This window comes from Micromonospora yangpuensis, from assembly GCF_900091615.1.
Taxonomy (GTDB): Bacteria; Actinomycetota; Actinomycetes; order Mycobacteriales; family Micromonosporaceae; genus Micromonospora; species Micromonospora yangpuensis.
Genome location: NZ_FMIA01000002.1, coordinates 930,560 through 952,813, shown reverse-complemented (window position 1 = coordinate 952,813; position 22,254 = coordinate 930,560). Strand labels below are relative to the sequence as shown.

Here is a 22,254-nt window from a genome sequence, read left to right as displayed (position 1 = left end):
CACACCCGAAGCGGCGGCGACCGCCGCGGCGACGAGCGGCGGCGGCGAGCCCGACTGGGCGCGGCATCCGGCCGACGAAACCGGCCACTTCGATCTTGGCTGATGTGTGCAACGTGTGCTCTTCAGCGGAAGCCACCCCCGGACAACCCCGGCCAGCCCAGGTCAGCCCCGGCCAAGATCAGGGTCGAAATCCGGGGTTGATGTGATCCGAGGCGCTCCGACCTGGCCAAACCCCGACCGGAACCAGCCCGGACACCCCGGGTCAACGCGGGTCACTCCCTGCCACCCGGGGCGAACCCGCAGGTCGCTAGACTGGCCACTCGCGCCCCCGTAGCTCAGGGGATAGAGCATCGGTTTCCTAAGACGACGCTCTATCTGTACCCGGACGCTGACTACCTGCCGGTTCCTATTTTCTTTTCGTGTTAGCGGGTCGCACACGCGTGTTGCTGTGCTCGCTTGCTGAAGATCAGCAGAACGGGCGTAAGTCCTGCTCAGGCCAAGCTTCGGTCGGTCCGACGCGTCCTCACCGAGATCCGGTGAAGGTGCCGCGCCGCCTCAGTCTACGGTGTCGCGAGAGCGTGGGCCAGCAGCGCGGCGAGTTTGGCTGCGCGTGCCGGGTGGTGATGGCTGACCCAGGTAACTCGTCCGATGAGGTATTGAGCGAAGTCGGGGTGGTCGGTCCGGTTCTGCTCGGCGAGGCCGGTGCGGGCGGCGTTGTGGAGGATGGCGCGGAGCTGGTCGTATTCGTCGCGGGGTGGGGCGGGGTGTTGGTTGACGACGAGTCCCGCGAGGAGTTGCCGGTCCGCGCGCCCACGGATGCGGGTCTTACCTGTGTGGACTTGGAAGCCCTCGTCGCGGGCGATGCCGGTGACGGCGGCGATCAGGTCATCGATGCGGCGGGTGGTGAGGTCGCCGGAGAAGGCGAGGTCGTCGGCGTACCGGCTGTAGGCGATGCCGAAGGCGTCGGCGAGGCCGGTGAGGCGTCGGTCGAGTCGGTAGGCGCACAAGTTGGCTAGAGCGGGCGAGGTCGGCGCGCCTTGGGGCAGGTGGCCGGTGCGGAGCGCGGTGAGCCAGGCCGCCCGGTGCGGTAGGTCGGTGGGTGCGCGGCGCAGGACTGGGTGTGGGGTGCGGGTGGTGCAGAGTCTGGTGAGGGTGTGGGCGACGGGTTCGGGGTAGCCGGCGGTGCGGAACAGCCCGTGAACGCGGGCGGCAGGGATGCGGGTGAAGAAGGCGAGCAGGTCGACCCGGACGACGACCGGCTGCGCGGCGTGGGCGGCGGCGAAGGTGTGCGCGGAGCGGCCGGGGACGAAGCCGTGCGCGGCGGGGTGGACCGGGATCGGGCCGAGGACCTCGGCGAGCAGCCGGCGTTGCAGGGCGCGCAGCCGGGACTTGGGCGCCTCGATCAGCCGCCCGTGGTCGGTCCACCGGTAGTGGTAGTGGTGCAGCCGGTGGGCGGTAGCGCGGCGGTTCATGGCGCGTCGGTCGGCGTACCAGTCGAGGTGGGCGATGCTCAGGTCGAGCATCGCGGCCAGGTCGCCCACGGTGTCGATGACCGGGGTGCGCCAGGGACGGCGGACGGTTCGGGTCGGTGTCACGGGCCGCGTGCGGATGACGATGGGCCGCTGGTGCTGGCGGGCGGCGGCGATTGCCGCACGGAGCGGGTCGAGGGTGCTCAGGAACGTGGCCAGCTCGCGCGGCCGGTCGGTGGGTGGGCGCGGGTAGGCGACCAGCACCGCGTCGGCGACCGGCCACAGCCATCGCCGCCGGACCCCGAGGACGAGCCCACCCTGGCCGACGAGATCGGCGCGGCGCCAGCCGTCGCCAGCGAGGAACGCGTCGGCGAGCGCGGTGGCGAGGGCGTGGATGGTGGTCACGACTGCGCCGGTGGTGGCAGCGTGTCCCGACGATGCCCGGTCGTGCGGGTGCACAGGCTCGCGGAGCGTGCCGACGCACCTGTGGTGTCGTGCCGAGGTGAGTATCGCGTCCCCGGGGTTGCCCCGGAGAGACCGTGGCCGCACCCCACGCGGGGGGCCGGCCTGGTCAGCTCGGGACACGCTGCCATGAAAGCAGCGTAGAGAACGAAGACCGCCATCGGTGTCCGCGCTGCGCCTGGCGCGGCGCAGAGAACCGTTTCGCCGAGCATCAACGGAGCACCGGTCCGACCGGTGGTCGGCGACGGCATCCTGCTGGGACTCGTCCTGGCGGGGGGCGTGGATCAGTAGGTTGTCAGCGCAGGCCTGTGGCGATCCGGTGGTCGGCGATGAGACGTGCGACGAGTTCGGCGGCCACGTCGGTGGGGCGGGCGACGACGCTGCCGTAGTCGATGGCTTCGTCCGGAGAGACGTGGATGTGGTCTGCCTGCGCGAACCCGAAGGTGGCGGTGTTGCTCGGTACGTTGACCTTGCCGTAGGAGATCATGGTGGCGGGGTCGAGCCCGATGGCCGGTACGACAAGGTCGCTGTGAGGCAGTTCCAGCGCCGTCAGCGTGTTAAGCATGGCAGCGAGCTGCTTGATCAGGTCGTCACGGTCGAGCACCGCGCCCATTTGGCCTCGGGGCAGAGGGGCCCACGCCGACCGCTGGCCCGACCGGCAAATCACAAGCCCCTTCTCGTTGTCCCGGCTGCTGCTCGTCGCCCGGGCGACGGTGGAGTCGGCGTGCGCGTGCAGGGCTTCCAGCCGGGTGAACATGCCGTGCTGTCGGCCATGGTCGGGTAGCAGGTCGGCGAGGGCGGCCAGCTCGCTAACCTGCAGTCGCGCCTCGTCGGCGGCGAAGGCCAGGTGCACCTCGACGGCTGCGCCGCCTAGCCGGCGGTCCTGCATGCGTTGGTCAAGGTCGCTGCGCCAGGAGACGCTGACCGGCGGTGCCGGGCTCTGCCAGCGCAGCCGCGATGGGCTGGCCGGCGCGGCAGTGCGGGCTGTCGGATATGGCACAGCCTGGGCGGGCGCCTCGGTGGACGCCGCCGACGTACCCGGGAACGGCGGGGGTGTGGCGGGCTTGTTCCGTTCGCGGCGGACGCCTTCGAGGATCTGCTTCCGCGCAGCGGTCTCGTCGAGTCCGTAAATGCGGATCTGCACCACCTGGCTGAGCAGCCCTTCCGGCTGGCACTCCTGCACCATGATCGGCACGAGGGCGTTCTTCGCGCCCTCCGGGTCGCTGGCGAAGACGGCTGCCCACTCCGAGGCTGGGAAGGGTGCCTTCAGGTAGGCCGGGGAGAGCACAGCGATCATCCGCGGACACTGCTTGAGGGCCTTGTCCATCTCGACGGCGAAGTTGCTGCCTGGCCGGAAGTCCCACTCCTGAATCGTCACCGCGAAGCCGTCCGCCTCGAGGATGTAGGCGATCCAGGTAGCCCACGCCTTGTCAGCGGCCGTATACGAGATGAAGAAGTCCTTCGCTACACCGTCCACCTGGCCAGGATAGGTACAGGCGGCGACATTGCCCCGTCTTGGACCGCCCCGATGGGTCATGCCTGAACGTAGAGCCCGCTGCTCAGGGCCGAGCCACGCGCGGTGGGACGCTCAACCGCCGCGTTTCGGCTCTCGCACGGCCGGGTCCTGAGGCGCCGGCGGCGGTCGCCGATGGCGTCGGTCAGCGGGTCTTCTTCATTGCTCGCTTGCGGGGCGGGGTCAGCAGGTCGGCGATCGTGGCGATGGCGGACGGCACGAGGCGGTAGTACGCCCAGACGCCGCGCTTGTCGCGTTCGAGCAGGCCGGCCTCAGTGAGGATCCGCAGGTGGTGGCTGACGGTCGGCTGGGAGAGTCCGAGAGGAGCGGTGAGGTCGCTGACGGACGCCTCCCCCTGCGGGGCGGACTGGATCAGGCTGAGCAGTCGCAGCCGGGCCGGGTCGGCGAACGCCTTGAGCACTCCGGCGAGCCGTTCGGCATCGGCGCGGTCGATCGGCTCGCCGGCGAGGGGCGAGATGGCAGGTGTCTCGATCTTCACTGTTGGCACGTCTTGCATCGTTACAGCAGACCCCGTCGATCGGCTGGTGAACGAGGGCAGGATCACCGTGAGTTCCTGGAGGCGCCCACCGCTTCTGTCGTCTCGGCATGATGATCTACGGATCGAGGGAGGTGTCGTGCGTGTCGGGGTCGTGTGATGTGGTGGTCGTCGGGGGCGGGCAGGCGGGCTTGGCGGCGGGCTACTACCTGCGCCGCGCCAGACTGGATCACGTCATCCTCGACGCCCAGCCGCAGCCGGGTGGCGCGTGGCGGCATGGCTGGGATTCGTTGCGGTTGTTCTCCCCGGCGGAGTACAGCCCGTTGCCGGGGTGGGGAATGCCGCGGCAGGAGAGCGAGGAGTTCCCCACCGCCGGGCACGTCGTGGACTACCTGCAGGCCTACGAGCAACGCTACGAGTTGCGGGTGCACCGTCCGGTCCGCGCCCGCGAGGTGCGGCGCGCCGGGGACCGCCTGACGGTGGATACCGATGCGGGGACCTGGTCGGCCCGGTACGTCATCTCCGCCACCGGTACGTGGGAGTGCCCGTACGTGCCCGACATCCCGGGCCGTGAGCAGTTCGCCGGCCGGCAGCTGCACACGGTGCACTACACCTCGCCAGAGGAGTTCCGGGGGCAGCGGGTCGTCATCGTCGGCGGAGGTAATTCCGCAGCGCAGATCCTGGCGGAGGTGTCGCGGGTCGCCGAGGCCACCTGGGTGACCCTGCATCCGGCGCGGTTGATGCCGGACGACGTCGACGGTCGGGTGCTGTTCGGTGTGGCCACCCGTAAGGCCGCCGGCGCGGCCGGTGGTGGTGTCAGCGAGCTTGGGGACATCGTGATGGTGCCGAGCGTCCGCGAGGCGCGTGACTGCGGCGTCCTGCATCCCCGTCCGATGTTTGTGCGGTTGACCGAGCGTGGCGTGCGGTGGGCCGACGGCACCGAGGAGCCCTGCGACGCCGTCATCTGGTGTACGGGGTTCCGGCCCAACCTCACCCACCTCGCGCCGCTGCTGCCCGGATGGCGGCAAGGGAAGGCTGTCGTCGAGGGCACCCGGTCGGTGGACGAGGACCGCCTCTATCTGCTCGGCTACGGCGATTGGACCGGGGCGGCCTCGGCGACGCTGGTGGGTGCCGGCAGGACCGCGAAGGCGACGGTCGCCGACATCGCCTCCCGCCTGCGCGGATTGCCGTAGGCTCCGGGGTCCAGCCGCGCTGGCCGGACCTCAGCGGTGCCGGTCAGGTGCGGGAGGCGAGGTAGCGCTCGGCGTCGAGGGCGGCGGCGCAGCCGGTGCCGGCGGCGGTGATGGCCTGGCGGTAGGTGTGGTCGACGAGGTCACCGGCGGCGAACACCCCCGGCAGGTTCGTACGGGTGCCCGGGGCCTCGACGGTGACGTAGCCGTCGGAGTCGAGGGTGACCTGGCCGCGGAACAGTTCGCTGCGCGGGTCGTGGCCGATGGCGACGAACACGCCGGTGACGTCCAGGACCCGGGTCTCGCCGGTGTGGACGTCCCGCAGGCGGACGGCGGCGACGGCGCCGAGGATCTCCTCGACCACGCTGTTCCATACCACCCGGATCTTGTCGTTGCCCAACGCCCGGTCGGCCATGATGCGGCTGGCGCGGAAGGTGTCGCGGCGGTGGACGATGGTGACGCTGCGGGCGAAGCGGGTGAGGAAGGTGGCTTCCTCCATGGCGGTGTCGCCGCCGCCGACCACGGCGATGTCCTGGTCGCGGAAGAAGAACCCGTCGCAGGTGGCGCAGGCGGACACGCCGTGGCCGAGGAGTTCCTGCTCGCCGGGTACGCCGAGGGGCCGCCAGGCGGAGCCGGTGGCGAGGATGACCGCCGGGGCCTGGTACGCCTGCTCGCCGACCCAGGCGGTCTTGACGTCGCCGGTGAGGTCGACGCGGGTGACGTCGTCGGTGATGAACTGCGTACCGAATCGGTCGGCCTGCTTGCGGAGGTTGTCCATCAGATCGGGGCCGGTGATGCCGTCGGGGAAGCCGGGGAAGTTCTCCACCTCGGTGGTGGTCATCAGCGCGCCGCCGGACTGGCTGCCCTCGATCACGAGGGGCGCGAGGTTGGCGCGGGCGGCGTAGACGGCGGCGGTGTATCCGGCGGGTCCGGAACCGATGATGATCAGGCGGTGGGGGTCGGTCACGGGGGGCTCCTGCTCGGGGGGCTCCCGCCCGCCGACGGGGAGCGTCGGCGGGCGGCCGCTGGCGGGTGGGTCAGGCGGCGGGGCGCAGCTCGGCGAGGAGCTTCTCCACCCGGGTACGGATGTCGTCGCGGATCGGGCGGACGGATTCGACGCCCTTGCCGGCGGGGTCTTCGAGCTTCCAGTCCTCGTAGCGCTTGCCGGGGAAGACGGGGCAGGCGTCGCCGCAGCCCATGGTGACGATGACGTCGGACGACTCGGCGGTGGCGTACTCCAGGAGCTTGGGGGTCTGGTCGGTGATGTCGATGCCGACCTCCCGCATGGCCTCGACGGCGGCCGGGTTGACGGTCTCGGCGGGTGCCGATCCGGCGGAGCGGACCTCGACGGCGTCGCCGGCGAGGTGGCGCAGCCACCCGGCGGCCATCTGGGAGCGGCCGGCGTTGTGGACGCAGACGAACAGGACGCTGGGCTTGTCGGACATCAGGAGCCTCTCTGGCAGTACGGGTCGCAGGGCCGGTTGACCGGCGCCTCGTCGGGAATCGCGGGCAGCGATCGGTCGGGATTGCTGTTGCGGTCGAGCAGCCGGTACCGGCCGGCCGGATGCGGCCGGTTGAGATGGTCGCGGTGCGACTGGTCGCCTCGGCGGTGCTCGGGCTTGCCAGTCATGGGCGGTGGTCGAGGGCGGGGTTCCGGTCGTCGGTGGGCACCACCACCTGGTCGGCGGCCTTCCCGGCGTCGGGGTAGAGCGCGGCGAGCAGGCCGACGCCCACGGCGAGGCCGACGAGCTGGGCGACGACGAAGCCGGGCACGGAGGTGGGGGCGATGCCGGCGAAGGTGTCGGTAAAGGCTCGGCCGATGGTGACGGCCGGGTTCGCGAACGAGGTCGAGGAGGTGAACCAGTAGGCGGCGCCGATGTAGCCACCGACGGCGGCCGGGGCAACGGGGGCGCGGCCGGAGCGGGCCAGGGCGAAGATCAGCAGGATCAGGCCGGCGGTGGCGACGACCTCCCCGAGCCACAGGTGACCGGCGGCGCGGTCCTTGCCGGAGAAGCCGACGGCGGCCAGGTCGAACATCAGGTTCGCCAGCACCGACCCGGCGATCGCGCCGAGCACCTGCGCCACGACGTAGCCGCCCAGGTCTCGGGCGGTGAGGCCGGTGCCGGCGCGGCGGCCGAGGAACCAGTCGGCGGCGGAGACGACGGGGTTGAAGTGCGCACCGGAGACCGGCCCGAAGATCAGGATCAGCGCGCCGAGGGCGAAGGCGGTAGCGATCGAGTTCTCCAGCAACTGCAACCCGACGTCGTTCGGGGAGAGGGTGGTCGCCATGATGCCGGAGCCGACGACGGCGGTGACCAGCAGGGCGGTGCCGGTGAACTCGGCCAGCAGGCGCCGCCGGAGTGCGATGGTCATCAGTGTGTTCTCTCCCAGGGTGCTGGCGTCCCAGCCGTTGGCGGCGCAGGGATCATCGGTTGGCGGGGATGTGGAGTTCGTCGAGCAGTCGGCGGACGCGGCGTTCGATCTCGTCGCGGATCGGCCGTACGTCGGCCGGGTCGAGGCCGGCCGGGTCGTCGAGGTCCCAGTTCTCGTAGCGGGTGCCGGGGAAGACGGGGCAGGCGTCGCCGCAGCCCATGGTGACCACGACGTCGGCGGCGCGCACGACCTCGTCGGTCCACGGCTTGGGGAACTCGTCGGTGATGTCGATGCCCCGCTCGGCCATCGCCGCGACCGCGGCGGGGTTGACCTCGATGGCGGGTTCGCTGCCGCCGGACCAGGCGACCGCCCGGTCGCCTGCGAGGTGGGTGAAGAACCCGAGGGCCATCTGGGAGCGGCCGGCGTTGTGGGTACACAGGAACAGGGCGACCGGTCGGCCGTCGCGGTGGTGGCCCTCGACGCGGGCGAGGGCCTGCAGCCGCTGGCGGGCGAAGCGTTCGGCCAGCAGGGGCAGGTAGTGGGGGATGGTGCTGGCGGTGGCGAACTGGTCGTAGCTGGAGAGCAGGAACCGTTCGATGGTCTCGGTGCCGTAGACGCCGGCGAACTCCCCGGCGAGGCGGGTCGCTGCGGTACGCAGGGCGACCTGCTGGTCGATGGAGACTTCCGGGTAGGGGTGGGGGCTGGTGTCAGTCATGGTGGTCTCCCGTGCTCGTGGCGGGGGTGACGATGGGGGCGACGCGGTCGACTCGGGCGGCGAGGTCGGCGAACGCGGCCTCGAACGCCTCGTCGGTGTCGACGCGGACCGGGTCGGGCACCGACCAGTGCAGCCGGGGCCGGACCGGGCCGGTGAGTTCCTCGTGGGCGTTGTCGCAGACGGCGATGACGAGGTCGTCGGCGCGCACCGTGGCGTCGACGTGAGCGGTGGCCGTCGGGTCGAGGGTCAGCCCGTGCCGTTGGGCGACGGCGACGGCGCGGGGATGCACCCGGTCGGCGGGATGCGTGCCGGCCGACGCGGCGGTGGTGTGGGTGCGGCCCGACCAGAGGGCGGCGGCGAGCTGCGAGCGGGCCGAGTTGCGGGTGCAGACGAACACCACGCGGCCGACACCGGTCAGGGGCGGCGGGGTCAGCGCGGCCAGGGTCTCCGGCCGAAGCCGCAGGTAGGTGCGGCGCTTGTCGCCCTCGGAGCGGCCCTTGACCACCAGTCCGGCGTCGGTGAGGACCTTGACGTGGTGGGCGACGAGGTTGGTGGGCAGGTCGAGGGTGTGGGCGATCTCGCCGGGGGACGCGTCGCCGAGGATGAGCGCATCCACGATCGCCAGCCGCGCCGGGTCGCCGAGCGCGGCGTGGACCCGCGCCCGCCCAGCCAGAGAATCAAGCTCAGCGTTCATTGACTCAACCATAGCTGAGCTAATCGGGGTTGACAAAAAGGGGGCCCCAAGACGCGGCTGTCTGGGTGCCGCATGCGCGGCATCGGCCGACCGGAGCGTTCGACCTCCCCCGCCCGAGCCCGCCCGCCAAGGCGGGCGCGTTGCTGTTGGCCGGCGGGCTCGCCGTCGAGCGGGCCCCTCTTCGCGGGCGCGTGCCTGTCGACGGGACTTAGGTGCTGCTATGAGTCGGCGGGCTCGACGGAGAGCAGGGACGCAAGTTGGCGCAGGACGCCGGGCCGGGCGCGGTAGTAGACCCAGGTGCCGCGCCGGTCGGCGTCCACCAGGCCGGCCTCACGCAGCGTCCGGAGATGGTGGGAGATCGTCGGGCCGGTTAGCTCGAACGCCGGCGTGAGGTCACACACGCACGCCTCCCCGCCCTCGGCGGAGGCGATCATCGACATCAACTGCAGGCGCACGGGGTCGCCGAGCGCCTTGAACGCCGCCGCGACAGCCGCGGCCGCCTCCGCGGGTACCCGCCGCTGTGCAAGCGGCGCGCAGCAGGAGGTCGCCGCGTTCAGGTCGATGGCGGCGAGCGGCGTCGGCTGTTTAGACATGCCTCTAGGTTGACATTCTTCTAACCAGCGTGCAACTCTCTGATTTGACGGACGTCGAGACAGAATTGGGTGGGACGCATGATCATGACGGCTGGCGGCAGTGGCGACCCCACCGGCCCGGCGGGGCGCGCGGGCGTCGCCATACGGCCGATGACCGCCGCCGACGCCGACGCGGTCCTGGCGATCTACCAGGCGGGCCTGGACGCGGGCAACGCCAGTTTCGAGACCACGGCGCCAGCTTGGGTGGCCTTTGACGCCGCGCGGCTGCCCGGGCACCGCTTCGTGGCCATGGCCGGTGGTGTCGTCGTCGGCTGGGTTGCGGCGTCGCCGACCTCTGCCCGGGCGGTCTACGCCGGGGTGGTAGAACACTCCGTCTACGTGCACCCCGCCGCCCAGGGCCGTGGCGCCGGCCGGCTGCTGCTCGACGCGCTCGTCGCCTCCACCGAGGCCGCCGGGATCTGGACCATCCAGTCCGGCATCTTCCCCGAGAACACCGCCAGCCTGGCCCTGCACGAACGGGCCGGCTTCCGCATCGTCGGCGTCCGCGAACGCGTCGGCCGCCACCACGGCCGGTGGCGTGACGTGGTCCTGCTGGAGCGCCGCAGCCCCACCGTCACCTAACCGCCTCTGGCTTCGGATGCCCAGTGCCCCTTGCACATATCTGATTCGACAGTTTTCAACGCAGAGGAGTTACAGGATGAGCGCCATGGACAGCCTTCCGGTCGTGGTGATCGGCGCTGGCCCCGTCGGCCTGGCCGCCGCCGCCCACCTGCACGAGCGCGGCCTGCCGTTCCTCGTTCTCGAAGCCGGCGACGCGGCCGGCTCGGCGGTGCGCCAGTGGGGCCACGTCCGCGTCTTCTCCCCGTGGCGGTACGACATCGACCCCGCCGCCCGGCGGCTGCTCGACGACGCCGGCTGGGTCGGCCCCGACCCCGACGCCCTGCCCACCGGCGCCGAACTGGCCGCCGACTACCTCCAGCCCTTGGCCGAACTGCCGCAGCTCAAGCCGCACCTGCGCTACGGCACCCGGGTCGAGGCGATCAGCCGCCTCGGCCTGGACCGGCTGCGCACCGCCGGCCGCGACACCACCCCGTTCCTCGTCCGCCTCACCGACGGCCAGGAGGTGCTCGCCCGCGCGGTCATCGACGCCTCCGGCACCTGGGGCACCCCGAACGTTCTCGGCGCGTCCGGTCTGCCCGCCCGCGGCGAGACCGACGCCGCCGCGTACCTGGAGCACGCGCTGCCCGACGTGCTCGGCGCCGACCGCGACCGGTTCGCCGGCCGGCACACCCTGGTCGTCGGCGCCGGCCACTCCGCCGCGAACACCCTGCTCTCGCTGGCCGATCTCGCCACCGAACACCCGGGCACCGAGGTGACCTGGGCGATCCGCACCACCTCGCCGGCGCGCACCTACGGCGGCGGCGACGCCGACGCCCTCCCCGCCCGCGGGGCACTGGGCTCCCGGCTGCGCGCCCACGTCGACGCCGGCCGGATCCGGCTACTCACCGGCTTCGCCGTCCACACTCTCACCCCGACCGGTGACGACCGGGTGACCGTCGTGGTGCGCCACGGCGACGGCAGCGAGGAGTCGCTGACCGTGGACCGCATCGTCGCGGCCACCGGCTTCCGCCCCGACCACTCCATCGCCGGCGAGCTGCGCCTGGACCTCGACCCGGTCATGGGCGCCACCCGCGCCCTCGCGCCGCTGATCGACCCGAACGAGCACTCCTGCGGCACCGTGCCCCCGCACGGCGTCGCCGAACTCGCCCACCCCGAGGTCGGCTACTACGCCGTCGGCATGAAGTCCTACGGCCGGGCGCCGACGTTCCTGATGGCCACCGGCTACGAACAGGTCCGCTCCGTCGTCGCCGCCCTCGCCGGCGACTGGACCGCCGCCCGCGACGTCCAGCTCGACCTGCCGGAAACCGGTGTGTGCAACAGCAACCCCGACGACTCCGCCACCGGCGACAGCTGCTGCGGACCCACCCCCGCCACCGAGCCGACGTCACGAGGGCTGGCCACCGGCATCACCGGTGGGCTGCTCGCCGCCCCGCCGAACCTCGTCACCCTCGACGCCGCACCCGCCGACACGCAGGCCGGCGGCTGCTGCGGCAGCTGATGCCCACCACCACGACGGTGCCCGCCGACCCCACCGTCGGCGGGCACCACGGGTGGCGGATCGTCGCCGCCCTCGCCGTCACCTCCACCATCGGCTACGGCACCCTCTACTACGCCTACCCGGTGCTGCTCACCCCGATGGCCACCAGCATCGGCGCGTCCACCACCGCCGTCACCGGCGCGCTCACCGCCTCCGTCCTCACCGGAGCCCTCATGGCCATCCCCGTGGGCCGGTGGCTCGACCACCACGGCGGTCGCGCGATCATGACCGCCGGCTCGATCACCGCCACCGCGCTCCTGGTCGCCTGGTCCCAGGTGCAGACCATCGGCCAGCTCTACGCCCTCATGATCGGCATCGGGATCGCCGGGGCGATGGTGCTCTACGAACCCGCCTTCGCCGTCATCGTCTCCTGGTTCACCCCCGACCGGCGCACCACCGCCCTCCTAGCCGTCACGATCGTGGCCGGGTTCGCCAGCACCATCTTCATGCCCCTGACCGGCCTGCTGACCGCGCACCTCGGCTGGCGCGGCGCTCTGCTCGCCCTCGCCGCCATCCACGGCGCGGTGACCATCCCCCTGCACGCGCTCACCGTCCGCCAGCCCCGACCGGCAGGCACCGCACCGGCCGACCCGCTTCGACGCGCGCAACCCGGACGACGGTCGGTCGCTCACACCGCGATGCGCGACGCCCGCTTCTGGATCCTCACCGCGACCTTCACCGCCCACGGCGCCGCCACCAGCACCATGACCGTGCACCTCATCGGCTACCTGATCAGCCGCGGCCACCCCACCACCTTCGCCGCCACCGCCGCCGGTCTGCTCGGCGTCCTGTCCGTCACCGGCCGGCTCGTCCTCACCGCCGCCCGCCGACGACTACCCGTCACCACCATCGTGGGCGCCGTCTACGCCACCCAGGCCGTCGCCGTGCTCGCCATGCCCCTGCTCGCCGGCACCTCTACCGGGGCCATCATCGCCATCGTCGGTTTCGGGCTCGGCTTCGGCATTACTAGCCTCGCCACTCCCGCCCTGCTCACCGACCGGTACGGGACCACCGCCTACGCCACCATCGCCGGGCGCCTCGCCGCCCCCGTCACCATCGCCAAAGCCACCGGCCCCCTCGCCGCCGCCGCGCTTCTGCACACCAGCGACGACTACGCACCCCTGCTCGTCGGCGTGGCCACCTGCTGCGCGCTCGCCACCATCGGCGTCACCACCCGAACGAGGGTCCCCGCGCCCGGATTTGGGGTGCCTCGATCAGGCGGCCCGCCCTCGGTCCGGCGGTAGTGGAAGTGGTGCAGCCGGTCGGCGATGGCGCGTCGGTTCATGGCGCGTCGGTGGGCGTACCAGTCGAGGTGCTCGACGCCACGCCCTGTCCGAACCGCCCAACGGGGAACCGACCCGCGTCGGGGCCGCCACGATCAACGCTGGTGGCCCAGAGGTGGTCTGCTTGACTCGCCCCGGATCGGTGCCGGACCTGACCGAGCTGTTTGGGTGGCCCGGTCCACGGTTCACCGGCGGCGGAAGGCGCGGCGACGAAGTCGGCCTGAAGGGCTTGCATCCTGTACCTGGGTACAGGCTTACCGTCGTGGCATGACCACGAACGACGAGGTAACCGGTCCATCGTGGGTGCCCGAGGCATGCACCCTGCCCACCGCGCAGCGGCCGCTGCGGCTAGCCGAGTTCGATGACCTGTTCGCCACCATGCTTGTCGGGCAGCAGCGGGCGACGCCGACGCGGCTGCGGTGGCAGCTCGCCCCGGCAGCCGAGGCCACCGCACGGGACCTGATCGGGCGGGAGAGCATGTGCTGCTCCTTCTTCACCTTCACCTTGGCCCCCGCTGGCGGCAACGGCGTGGAGTTGGAGGTGCAGGTTCCGGCCGGGCACATCGACGTCCTGGACGCGCTCGCCGCGCGGGCGGCTGCTGGGATGGCGGCGTGAGCGGGCTGCGCAGCAGTCAGATCGCGGCCGCAGCCGGGGTGAACCTGCAGACGCTGCGCTACTACGAGCGCCGCGGCCTGCTCGCTGCGCCGGAGCGCAGCCTGGGCGGGCACCGCCAGTACCCAGAGCAGGCGGTCACCGTCCTGAAGGTAATCAAGGCGGCGCAGCGGCTCGGTTTCACCCTCGACGAAGTCGCCGGCCTGCTCGAAGCGGGCCAGCACCGGCACGGGCGGCACCCGGACGCCGGGCTGCAGGCACGCGCCCAAGCGAAGCTGGCCGAGGTGGAGGCGAAGATCGCCGACCTGCAGGTCATCGCGGACACGCTGCGCGCCGCCGTGGACGCCGGCTGCGACGACCTCGTCGCGTGCGCCGGAGCGCCGTGCTGCCCCATCCCGTTCGCCACCATCGCCGAAGGAGCCTCGGATGCCGAAGACCGTTGACCGGGTTGCTGGCCGGGCACGCCGGGTGCTGCCCTCCGGCCTGACCGGGCTCGCCGGTGTGGCCTGCGCGGCGTGCTGCGCCATCCCATTGCTGCTGGCCGCCGGGGTACTGTCCGGCGCCGGGTGGGCCGCCGCGGGGGCGTGGATGCCCGGCATCGCCGTCGCCCTGGCCGCGCTGGCCGGCACCGCGTGGTGGTGGGCGAGTCGGCTCCGCCACCACGGCGGCTGCGCCGGTGGGACAAACTGCGGCTGCTCCACCGGGTCACCGGCATGATCGCGGGCTGCCGTGCGCCGGGTACGGTCCGGACGTGACCGTCGCCCGTTCCATACTGCTGTTCGTCGTCGCCGCCCTGTTCGAGATCGGCGGGGCGTGGCTGGTCTGGCAGGGCTGGCGCGAGCACCGCGGCCTGTGGTGGATCGCCGCCGGCGTCATCGCGCTCGGCGCCTACGGGTTCGTCGCCACGTTCCAGCCCGACCCGAACTTCGGGCGCATCCTGGCCGCCTACGGCGGCGTGTTCGTCGCCGGGTCCCTCGCGTGGGGCATGGTCGTGGACAAGTTCCGTCCGGACCGGTGGGACGTCATCGGTGCGCTGATCTGCCTGGCCGGCGTCGCGGTCATCATGTATGCGCCCCGCCCGACCGGCTGACGCCGATCCTCGGCGGGCCGCCGCGTACCCGAAGCCTCGCGGCCGCATGATGGGTACATGGACGTGCCACTGCTGGTGGTCGTCGACTGTCCGAACGAAGGGCCCGCCGCCGTGCTGCTACGCCGGGCGCTCGACGACGTCGGCTTGTCCACGGTGCGGTTCACCACCCGCATCGTCAGCGACCAGACCGAGGCCGAGCAGTTCGGCTCTACCGGCTCGCCCAGCGTCTTCATCGACGGGCGCGATCCGTTCGCGCAGCCCGGGCAGCGCCCGGCGCTGGCGTGCCGGCTGTATCGCGACGCCGCGGCGACCTCCGGCGTGCCACCGCTCGCCGGGCTGCGCCAGGCGCTCAAGCAGGCCGCTGACCGACAGCCCTGAGCCGGCGCCCTCGCCTACCTCGGTCGCCTTCGCCCTGATCATCGGCACCATCGAACTGATCGGCGTCCTCGCCGGCCAGGCCCACATCACCTTCGGTCCGCTGGCGGCGATCGCCGACATCCCCCTCGACTACGCCGGCTACGGCATCGTGGGCTTGTTCGTCGTCGCCTGGCTCGTCGCTATCGCGGTCTGGTGGCTCGGCCGGGTCGAGGAACTCTGGTCGGCCAACCCGGCCCCCACGGCCACCGAATGACGGTGCACCTGACACGAGCGGCCACAGCCCCAGACCAGGGCCCCATATCGTGGTCGCCTTGCCGGCCCCGGTGATGCCACGCGAAGCCGTACTGATCGGTCGCCGCGAGCCCGGTACGCGTGGAAATCAGGCCCGGTCGCGAACGGCGGCCGGCGACCAGCCGGCCTGGGCACCATGCCGTACGCCCGCCCTACGTATCGGTGATGCCCTGATGCTGCGCAGGTCCCGCACATCGTGACCGGGGGGGTAACGGGGCGGAGTGCGGGTGGTGCAGAGTCCGGTGAGGGTGTGGGCGACGGGTTCGGGGGTAGCCGGCGTTCAGCGGTAGGTACCCACAGTGTCGACTTTGAGCCACCTCTGTGCGCGTGCGACGGTCAGGAGTGGCGGCGGCGATGTGGGGGAAGGGTTCGGCGAGAAGGTGCTTGGCGGGAAGCGCTGCCAGCGCTCTAGGCCTCGAGAGTCCCAAAGGGCGCGGATAGTTTCGTCGGCTGGGGCCGCGGGGGTGGACAGTCTTTCGAGCCAGCCGCGAGCGCCGACACGCAGCGCCACATCCGTGACCCCGAGGCGTCGGAGCTCAGGCAGCTGAGCGAACACCGACTGCCACTCGGTGAACAGAGAGGTGACCACGGGTTCTGCTGCAACGCACCACAGCGCGAGGACCCATTCGGCGCGGGCGAGGTCGCCGTCCATGGTCGTGTCGCCGTCCGCGCTCTCGATGGTCTTCAGTTGTTCGCGCCACCATCGTTGGTCGGTGGCGTTGGCGCGGGTCTCGGCGAGGAGGGTCGCCGGATGGCTGTTCGGCCCGAACGGTGTCGTTCCCGGGTGGCGGGTGAAGGCTGGCCTGTGGGGCGACGCTGCGCCGATGATGGCAATTTGGGAGGCCAGCCAGCAGCGACCGGTGTGCTCGATCAGCGCCGAAGCCGTGTTCGACCACGGGAATGTGCTCCCCTTCTCACCGGCCCTGAACTTGCGCAGCGCGGCAGCGGCGGCAAGTGGTGAGCCGGACCGGCGCAAGTAGTTGATGGCCTCCTGGCGACGCCGTCGAGCGACGTCGTCGTCGGTGAAGCCCGTCGCCGAGGTGGCGAGGAAGCCCTCGGCTGCGAATGCGACCGCGATCTGTGCGGGTAGCGAACGTATCGAGCTGACATTCGGGCAGAGACCATCGAGTACGGCCTGGATGAGGTTGGCTTCGAACTTGCTGCCGGCGGGCGGTACGAGGCCGGTGTCGAGCACGAATTGGGCGACGAGCGGACGAGACAGGTCGACGCCGTCGAGATCCATTCTGAAGCCGGCGGCTCCCTCACACCGGGCGGCCATCTCCAGCCAGGCACCCTCGTTGGGGCCGTTGACGGCGGTCTGCATGTGTTGGGCCCACCACTTGGTGAACTCGGCTCGCTGGTTGAGTAGTTCTCGAAGCGCCCGTACAAGGTGAGGGGTGTCGGGATTGGCGGGATCGGCGGTGATCTGGCCCGTCAGCCGGATCCACGTGGGATCGGGTCCGTCTGAAGACGGAAGTTGAGGAATCTCTGGCAGCGGGACGATCTCCCGGCGTGCCAGGGCATCGAGAAGGACGTTAAGGTTCTGCTCGGCGCATAGGCTGCTCAGGACATCGCGGGCCTGGCGAGGACGGCTGGCGAACACCCCGTCGGTCAGGAGCGTCCAGGCCGCCACCACGGATGGCGGGGCGCCATTTTCGGTGATCTCGTCACGTATACCTTCGGCCAGGATGTAGACGTCCCCACCCTCGGCGCTCCCGCCGTAGAACCGCGCCGTGTTAAGCCAGTATGGACGCCGTAAAAGCTCCCGAAAGACGCTGTTCCTATCAAATCCCCTGGTGTCCTCTCCGGCGTACCGGTACAGGAAGCGGGCGGCGAAGTACTCGCGCAGAGACAGCACCTCGAATTCGAAGGTTCCTTCGTCCTTGCTTGTCAGTGCCCAAAGCCGATCACTCGTCGCTTCGAACATTTCGTCCACGACCGACTCGGGCTTGCCGTAGGTGTACTGGAAGTGGCGGATGGCGGCCTTCAAGTCGGCGACCGACATCCGTGTGTTCACGCTGGCCTCTTCGCTTCGAGACTGTAGGTACCAGCCGAGAAACGGGACGATCTCGCGTAGCTGCTTCTGATGCTTCCTCACGGACTCGGGATGCTTGTTGGCCTCTCGAGCCAGTAGCAAATCCACGTAAGAGTCGTACAGTTCCGTGCGTTGGGTGGGCGTGGCTTCTCCGTGCTTGTGCAGGAGGTCGAGCAGGATGGTCAGCTGCATCGGGTTCCCGGCGAGTTCCCCGATGTAGGGTTCGGCGCTTTTGGCCCTGAAGTTCCCGCGCAGGGCCCGCCCTTCGCTCCCGTGGATGCCACGGACGGTGCACCACTTCCGCAGGTACTCGTCGCGCTGCTTGGTGTCAAGCGGCTTCAAGACGAGTACTTCGAAGAGGTCAGCTGACGGTTCGGGGAGCTCATTGGTGCTGGGTCTTGTCGTGACGATGACCTTCGGCACACTCGGGTAAGCCTTGTTGCGGCGGCAGAACCGGTCGATGGCATCCACGACCGTCTCGCGCGTCTTGGGTCGCCCGACCTCGTCGAGGCCGTCGAGAACGACCATGCTCGGGACGCGTTCGAAGACGTCTTGAACATCCTTTGCCTCAACTGGGATACCGCCGCTGGCGTGTGTCATCAAGTCGGCAAGGAAGCACTCGATCGTCGACTGCGAGGCTGGCCGCCTCTTGGAGGCTTTCGGTGTCTCCGTATCCCGGTCCCACACGTCAACGCCTGAAAGCCAGCGGGCGTAGTCACTGAGGTCGAACCGCAGGGGGAACAACGGGTCCGTGACCTCCGGAAGGTCAGCGGGTCGTTGCTTCGCTGGTATGAAGGCGGCCCGGTGCACCTGCGAGACATACTGGGACAGGGTCGATTTGCCCTGTCCTGGAGCGCCCCGTACGAGTGTGCATTTGTCCGCCGTCCGCAGCAGATGGGCGGCAGCACCGCCCAGCGTCTCAAGAAACAGTCCCTCGCCACCCGGGGCACCCTTGGCGTTGAGTCGATCCGCGCCGACATCGATGAACAGGTCTGCGACCTTTTCGCGGTCGATGTCCACCTGGCTGAACTTCACGCGTTCGTCGTCATCCCACTGCGTCGCCGCGACCTTGCGCACCAGCGCCCGCAAACCGCCGTCCTTGCGCGCGACGGCCTCTTCGCTGATGAGGTACCGAACAAGGTCCCAACCGGCGAGCATGTCGGCGTACTGCCACTTGATCTCGGTCGGTGCGCCGTCGACCATCCCGTCGACTGCCTCGCGCCACAAGCACGTCATCTCGTCGAACCCGAAACTCTTGGCGTGCGCGTCAAGCTTGGCGTTGAGCCGGTCGAAGGTGCCGGTTCCGGGCTTCCCGGTGCTGGGCACATTGGTCACCAGCATGTACCGCCGCACACCCTTCGCAGCCAGTCGGCGAAGGTTGTCCTCCTCGCTACGCACCGTCGCGTCAAGCCAGCCAACCGGGTCCTTGTGCCTCCCGTTGACTGACCACTTCACCTGAGAAACGAGCACCTTCTCGGGTGCGCTCCGTAGCACGCCGTCTCGGCCTCCATCAGATTGCCGCAGCGGCAGCGGTACGAAGCCCGCGAAGCGGGCGGTCAGAAGAGCGTTGACCAGCAGTTGGAAGTCGTGGTCTCCAAGACGCTCGTACAAGAACTTGTGGCGGCTCTCGGGCAACCTCACACCTCCAGGCAGGCCTCCACTCTCGCGCGTGGCATCCGGTAGGCCGACGCGCGACGTGGCGGTCCCAGAATAAGCCGGCCCTGAGGTTCCCCCGGTTTGCCGGAGCGTTTGGTTTCCTGGCGCCGCACTCGCAACCAGCGTTTGCGCCGCTCATCACCCTTTACAGCCTGATCGCGCACGACGAGCCCGCCGCTTCTCCCGGCCAAGAGACTCGCGGGGCCACCCGCCTACAGGCTCGTAGTTCGCAGACGGCCGGATCCTGTTCGGTGTCAGCGCGGGTTCAACCTTGACCCCTCTGATCGGGCGGGTTCCGGAACCACGGGTCAGTTTCAGGCGGAGCCGACCAGTTCGGTTCGTTCTCGGACCGGGGCTGCCATATACGGCCGTGTCCAGCTCCATCAAGTACGCCGCGCCCCTTACTGTCGGTTGGTGCAGCGATGGGATTCGCTCAATGAGCGGCAGCTCGACCTGCTTCGCCGGATCCACGGCGGCGATGACCTCAGCGGCCCGGACGGCGTCGAGTACCGCAGGTCGGCGCGCGCGCTCCAGGACCGGAACCTGGTGACGGTGACACGCAAGGCAGGGGTGTGGAAGGCGTCCTCGACCGACGCCGGTCGCTTCTACCTCGAGCATGGCCACCATCCCGATCATCCCGACCACCGTGCTTCCCTCCCGCGGTCCGAGACGCCGGCACCCGGCGACAACACCGGCGGCGCTTCGTCGGCGGACCTGCTGCGATCGGCTCGCGACCTGCTCGACCGCCTACAGCACGAGGGCGGCATGGTCCGTATCGATAGCCCCGACAGCGGAACGCGGGCCCGGTACCGCCGGATCATTCACGCGCTCAAGCAGCAGGGACTTGTGCCATCAGGTCACCACCTGCGCCACACCGGCCGCGACGCCGGCGACATCGTCATCCGCCTGTACACCGACGCCGGCCCGGACGAGACCGACTGGAACCGGATCCGGCTCAACACCCGACGTGTCACCACCGACCCGCATCTGGCGTTCAGCGCCCTCGAGGCCGATCCGACCAACCTCGCCGTCAGCTCCGACCTACTGCCCCGAGCATTACTGCTGATCCGGCAGCTCGCCGGCGAGGCGGCCCGACGTGGGCACCGGCTCGGGGTCAACACCAAGGCGAAACACCCGCGGATGTTCCTCCAGGCCGGGCAGGTCCGACGCACAGTCACCCTGACCGAGGAACGCGACCAGGTCCCGCACGAACCCACCGCCGAGGAGCTGAAGGTGCTGCGCCTGCGGCCGTGGATGAAACCCGCGGAGTTCGACGTCGTCGACTCCGGCAGGCTCCGCTTGGAGATCACCCGGGCCGGCCACGACAACCGGGACACCTGGACCGACACCCCACGCGTACGTCTGGAACAGCGCGTGGCGCAGATCATCCAAGGGTTCGAGGCTGGCGTCACCGCCGACGAACAGCAACGGCGGGCAGCCGAAGCCGCGCGGGAGAAGGCCGAGGCCGAGCACCGGCGGCGGCAGGAGGAAGCCGCGGCCGAGCGCAGACGGCAGGAGGAGGCCACCCTCGCGCAATGGCGCGCCGCGATGGCCGACGCCCGCGTCCGGGCTGCGGACAACATCCGCGCGGAAACCTTCCGCAACGCCTACCAGGCGTGGTCCACCGCAGCTGACATCCGCGCTTTCTGCACCGCCCTCGAACAAGCGGCCGAGGGGCGGACCGGCGCCGGCGGATACCTCGCCAGCTGGGTCGCGTGGGGCAGGGCCGCCGCCGACCGGATCGACCCCATCCGCAATCCCCGCGTGCTGGCTGACATCAACTACAACCCCGAGCCCGGACCCGACGACCTGCGCCCGTTCCTCGGTGACTGGAGCCCTCACGGACCACGCAAGGAGCACCGCCCTGATCACGACCGGCAGGCTCACGCTGGCATCCGCCGACAGGCCGAATCGTGGCACCACGGGCTGCTCGACAGCGGCGCCTGAAGTACGTCGACACCTCAACCGCCACCACAGTCCGGCCGAATGTGTACGAGCCTGCGCCGGGACCTGCCGCCATCGCGGCGCGAACCGCCAGCACGACCCGGTACCACGCAACAAGCGACGCTTACCCGAAGGACGGCTGGATGAGAATCGACCCCTCCCACTTCACGGTCGGCGACGAATGGGCCTACCGGCAGTCGGACCACGCACCGTCCGAACGCGTCCGCATCCTGGCCGTCGAGCCGAAGAAGACCAGCGCCCGCCTCGAGATCAGATTCCTCGACGACCCCGACGAACGGGTGGAGAAGGTCCCCGGGTCGCGGCTGCGGGTGCCGTGGAGCGAGGTCGGGACCTTCGACGCGCTGATGGCGAACTGGCAACGCATCGACGACCTGAGCCTCGACCATACAGAGGAAGCCTGCGTCGAGGAGATCTTCGGCCTCTTAATCAGCGATAACGTAGCCGAACTGCTCTGGTCCCCGGTGTCATGCGCCACCAACATCCACGACAGGACCCGGCTGAGCGAGATCATCGGCGGCCCAGTCGACGACATCCTCGCCTCGGCTCAATGGTTCGATCACGACGGCCGGACCATCCTGTCCCCGGCCGGCACCCTCCAACTGGTCGAGGCCGCGTGCCACGCCCATCCGACCCAGGTCCTCGACCTCGTCATCGAGCAGGAAGCCCAGTCCCGCCGCAAATGCAAGTTCGGCGATGAGCACCGCGTCGGCCGCGACAACCGGTCGACGACACCGGAATGGGAGTACGACTGGTACCGCCGCCACGACCGGCCCCGTCACGAACTACTACGCCAGTGGTGCGGCCACCGGGCAGTCACCCACCACGAACGGTTCCTCGCCGCCGAAGCCGAAACCCACCGCCTCGACATCCTGGTAACCGACCTCCTCAAGGCCTTGGACACCCTCGGCGAACACGAACAGGCCGCCCGGTTCGCCGAGGAACACGAACGCGACCGCATCACACCCCACACGATGCGCCCCGTGGTCGAACGTCCCCTGCACCCCTCCGAGATACCCGTGCGGGAGATCAAGGTCAGGAGCCGCTGGTGGTGAACGCCCCTGCGCGACATGGACCGTGATGTTGTCCCCGCGCTGAGCGGGCAGGGCAGCGACTGTGACCGCCCGCCGATTTGGGGCCGATGGGTTACTTGCGCCCGATTGCCTTCGGGCACCAAGAGCAAGCTCGACCTTTAACCATGGTTTGCACAGATAAGCAAGCAGTTGCCGGTGGCGCGGCGGCGGCCTGGCTTCCAAGCGACACCGGACATTGCGGGGCGCCCTC

22 protein-coding genes are annotated in these 22,254 nt (G+C 70.4%); 11 read left to right on the top strand and 11 right to left on the bottom strand.

Annotated elements, in window-relative coordinates; all coding sequences use genetic code 11:
- Positions 1–560: 560 nt before the first annotated feature.
- From GA0070617_RS04580 to GA0070617_RS04570, 3 genes are all read right to left on the bottom strand, one after another.
- Complete coding sequence (locus GA0070617_RS04580) at positions 561–1,874, bottom strand: reverse transcriptase family protein (protein WP_091434241.1); 1,314 nt, start codon at positions 1,872–1,874, stop codon at positions 561–563.
- A gap of 352 nt (positions 1,875–2,226) precedes the next feature.
- A complete protein-coding gene (locus GA0070617_RS04575) occupies positions 2,227–3,408 on the bottom strand; it encodes a toll/interleukin-1 receptor domain-containing protein (RefSeq protein WP_175440431.1) in 1,182 nt (393 codons plus the stop codon).
- 181 nt (positions 3,409–3,589) lie between these two features.
- A complete protein-coding gene (locus GA0070617_RS04570; protein WP_373868307.1) occupies positions 3,590–3,937 on the bottom strand; it encodes an ArsR/SmtB family transcription factor in 348 nt (115 codons plus the stop codon).
- Positions 3,938–4,083: 146 nt separating this feature from the next.
- Between GA0070617_RS04570 and GA0070617_RS04565 the strand changes: the two genes are divergently transcribed.
- Complete coding sequence (locus tag GA0070617_RS04565) at positions 4,084–5,133, top strand: ArsO family NAD(P)H-dependent flavin-containing monooxygenase (protein WP_229688159.1); 1,050 nt, start codon at positions 4,084–4,086, stop codon at positions 5,131–5,133.
- 43 nt (positions 5,134–5,176) lie between these two features.
- Here GA0070617_RS04565 and trxB read toward each other — a convergent pair whose 3' ends face one another.
- The 7 genes from trxB to GA0070617_RS04530 form a co-directional block, all read right to left on the bottom strand.
- Entirely contained in the window at positions 5,177–6,097 is a 921-nt protein-coding gene (gene trxB / locus GA0070617_RS04560) for a thioredoxin-disulfide reductase (RefSeq protein WP_091434231.1), read from the bottom strand.
- A gap of 70 nt (positions 6,098–6,167) precedes the next feature.
- Positions 6,168–6,575 (bottom strand): arsenate reductase ArsC, encoded by a 408-nt coding sequence (locus tag GA0070617_RS04555; RefSeq protein ID WP_091434229.1) that lies wholly within the window; start codon positions 6,573–6,575, stop codon positions 6,168–6,170.
- Complete coding sequence (locus tag GA0070617_RS04550) at positions 6,575–6,760, bottom strand: hypothetical protein (RefSeq protein WP_091434227.1); 186 nt, start codon at positions 6,758–6,760, stop codon at positions 6,575–6,577. The genes GA0070617_RS04555 and GA0070617_RS04550 overlap by 1 nt, the downstream gene beginning before the upstream one ends.
- Positions 6,757–7,503 (bottom strand): MIP/aquaporin family protein, encoded by a 747-nt coding sequence (locus tag GA0070617_RS04545; RefSeq protein ID WP_091434225.1) that lies wholly within the window; start codon positions 7,501–7,503, stop codon positions 6,757–6,759. Before GA0070617_RS04545 ends, GA0070617_RS04550 begins: the two co-directional genes overlap by 4 nt.
- 52 nt (positions 7,504–7,555) lie before the next feature.
- Positions 7,556–8,218: an arsenate reductase ArsC gene (locus tag GA0070617_RS31275; RefSeq protein WP_091434223.1), complete on the bottom strand. Its 663-nt coding sequence runs from the start codon at positions 8,216–8,218 to the stop codon at positions 7,556–7,558.
- Positions 8,211–8,912 carry an arsenate reductase/protein-tyrosine-phosphatase family protein gene (locus GA0070617_RS04535; protein ID WP_091434221.1) on the bottom strand — a complete coding sequence of 234 codons (702 nt, stop codon included), beginning with the start codon at positions 8,910–8,912 and terminating at the stop codon, positions 8,211–8,213. The genes GA0070617_RS31275 and GA0070617_RS04535 overlap by 8 nt, the downstream gene beginning before the upstream one ends.
- 218 nt (positions 8,913–9,130) lie before the next feature.
- Positions 9,131–9,505, bottom strand: a complete 375-nt coding sequence (locus tag GA0070617_RS04530) for an ArsR/SmtB family transcription factor (RefSeq protein ID WP_091434220.1) — start codon at positions 9,503–9,505, stop codon at positions 9,131–9,133.
- An 84-nt stretch (positions 9,506–9,589) separates the two neighbouring features.
- Between GA0070617_RS04530 and GA0070617_RS04525 the strand changes: the two genes are divergently transcribed.
- The 8 genes from GA0070617_RS04525 to GA0070617_RS04490 all read left to right on the top strand — a co-directional run bounded on the left by GA0070617_RS04525 (position 9,590) and on the right by GA0070617_RS04490 (position 15,026).
- Entirely contained in the window at positions 9,590–10,126 is a 537-nt protein-coding gene (locus GA0070617_RS04525; RefSeq protein WP_091445880.1) for a GNAT family N-acetyltransferase, read from the top strand.
- Positions 10,127–10,202: 76 nt separating this feature from the next.
- Positions 10,203–11,624, top strand: coding sequence for an FAD-dependent oxidoreductase (locus GA0070617_RS04520; RefSeq protein ID WP_091434218.1), 1,422 nt, complete (start codon positions 10,203–10,205; stop codon positions 11,622–11,624).
- On the top strand, positions 11,624–12,907 hold the full coding sequence (locus GA0070617_RS04515) for an MFS transporter (protein WP_091434216.1): 1,284 nt from the start codon (positions 11,624–11,626) through the stop codon (positions 12,905–12,907). Before GA0070617_RS04520 ends, GA0070617_RS04515 begins: the two co-directional genes overlap by 1 nt.
- Positions 12,908–13,213: 306 nt before the next feature.
- Complete coding sequence (locus GA0070617_RS04510) at positions 13,214–13,561, top strand: hypothetical protein (RefSeq protein WP_091434213.1); 348 nt, start codon at positions 13,214–13,216, stop codon at positions 13,559–13,561.
- A complete protein-coding gene (locus GA0070617_RS04505) occupies positions 13,558–14,001 on the top strand; it encodes a MerR family transcriptional regulator (RefSeq protein ID WP_091434211.1) in 444 nt (147 codons plus the stop codon). The genes GA0070617_RS04510 and GA0070617_RS04505 overlap by 4 nt, the downstream gene beginning before the upstream one ends.
- Complete coding sequence (locus GA0070617_RS04500; protein ID WP_139135574.1) at positions 13,985–14,275, top strand: hypothetical protein; 291 nt, start codon at positions 13,985–13,987, stop codon at positions 14,273–14,275. Before GA0070617_RS04505 ends, GA0070617_RS04500 begins: the two co-directional genes overlap by 17 nt.
- Before the next feature lie 34 nt (positions 14,276–14,309).
- Positions 14,310–14,648 (top strand): YnfA family protein, encoded by a 339-nt coding sequence (locus GA0070617_RS04495; RefSeq protein WP_091434208.1) that lies wholly within the window; start codon positions 14,310–14,312, stop codon positions 14,646–14,648.
- Positions 14,649–14,705: 57 nt separating this feature from the next.
- Positions 14,706–15,026 carry a DsbA family protein gene (locus tag GA0070617_RS04490; protein ID WP_091434205.1) on the top strand — a complete coding sequence of 107 codons (321 nt, stop codon included), beginning with the start codon at positions 14,706–14,708 and terminating at the stop codon, positions 15,024–15,026.
- Between the two features lie 571 nt (positions 15,027–15,597).
- Here GA0070617_RS04490 and GA0070617_RS04480 read toward each other — a convergent pair.
- Complete coding sequence (locus tag GA0070617_RS04480; protein ID WP_091445878.1) at positions 15,598–18,987, bottom strand: NACHT domain-containing protein; 3,390 nt, start codon at positions 18,985–18,987, stop codon at positions 15,598–15,600.
- 432 nt (positions 18,988–19,419) lie between these two features.
- Here GA0070617_RS04480 and GA0070617_RS04475 point away from each other — a divergent pair, with 432 nt between their 5' ends.
- Both GA0070617_RS04475 and GA0070617_RS04470 read left to right on the top strand, forming a co-directional pair.
- Positions 19,420–20,955: a hypothetical protein gene (locus GA0070617_RS04475; RefSeq protein ID WP_139135573.1), complete on the top strand. Its 1,536-nt coding sequence runs from the start codon at positions 19,420–19,422 to the stop codon at positions 20,953–20,955.
- Positions 20,956–21,095: 140 nt separating this feature from the next.
- Positions 21,096–22,025: a hypothetical protein gene (locus GA0070617_RS04470; protein ID WP_091434201.1), complete on the top strand. Its 930-nt coding sequence runs from the start codon at positions 21,096–21,098 to the stop codon at positions 22,023–22,025.
- The last annotated feature ends 229 nt before the right edge of the window (positions 22,026–22,254 follow it).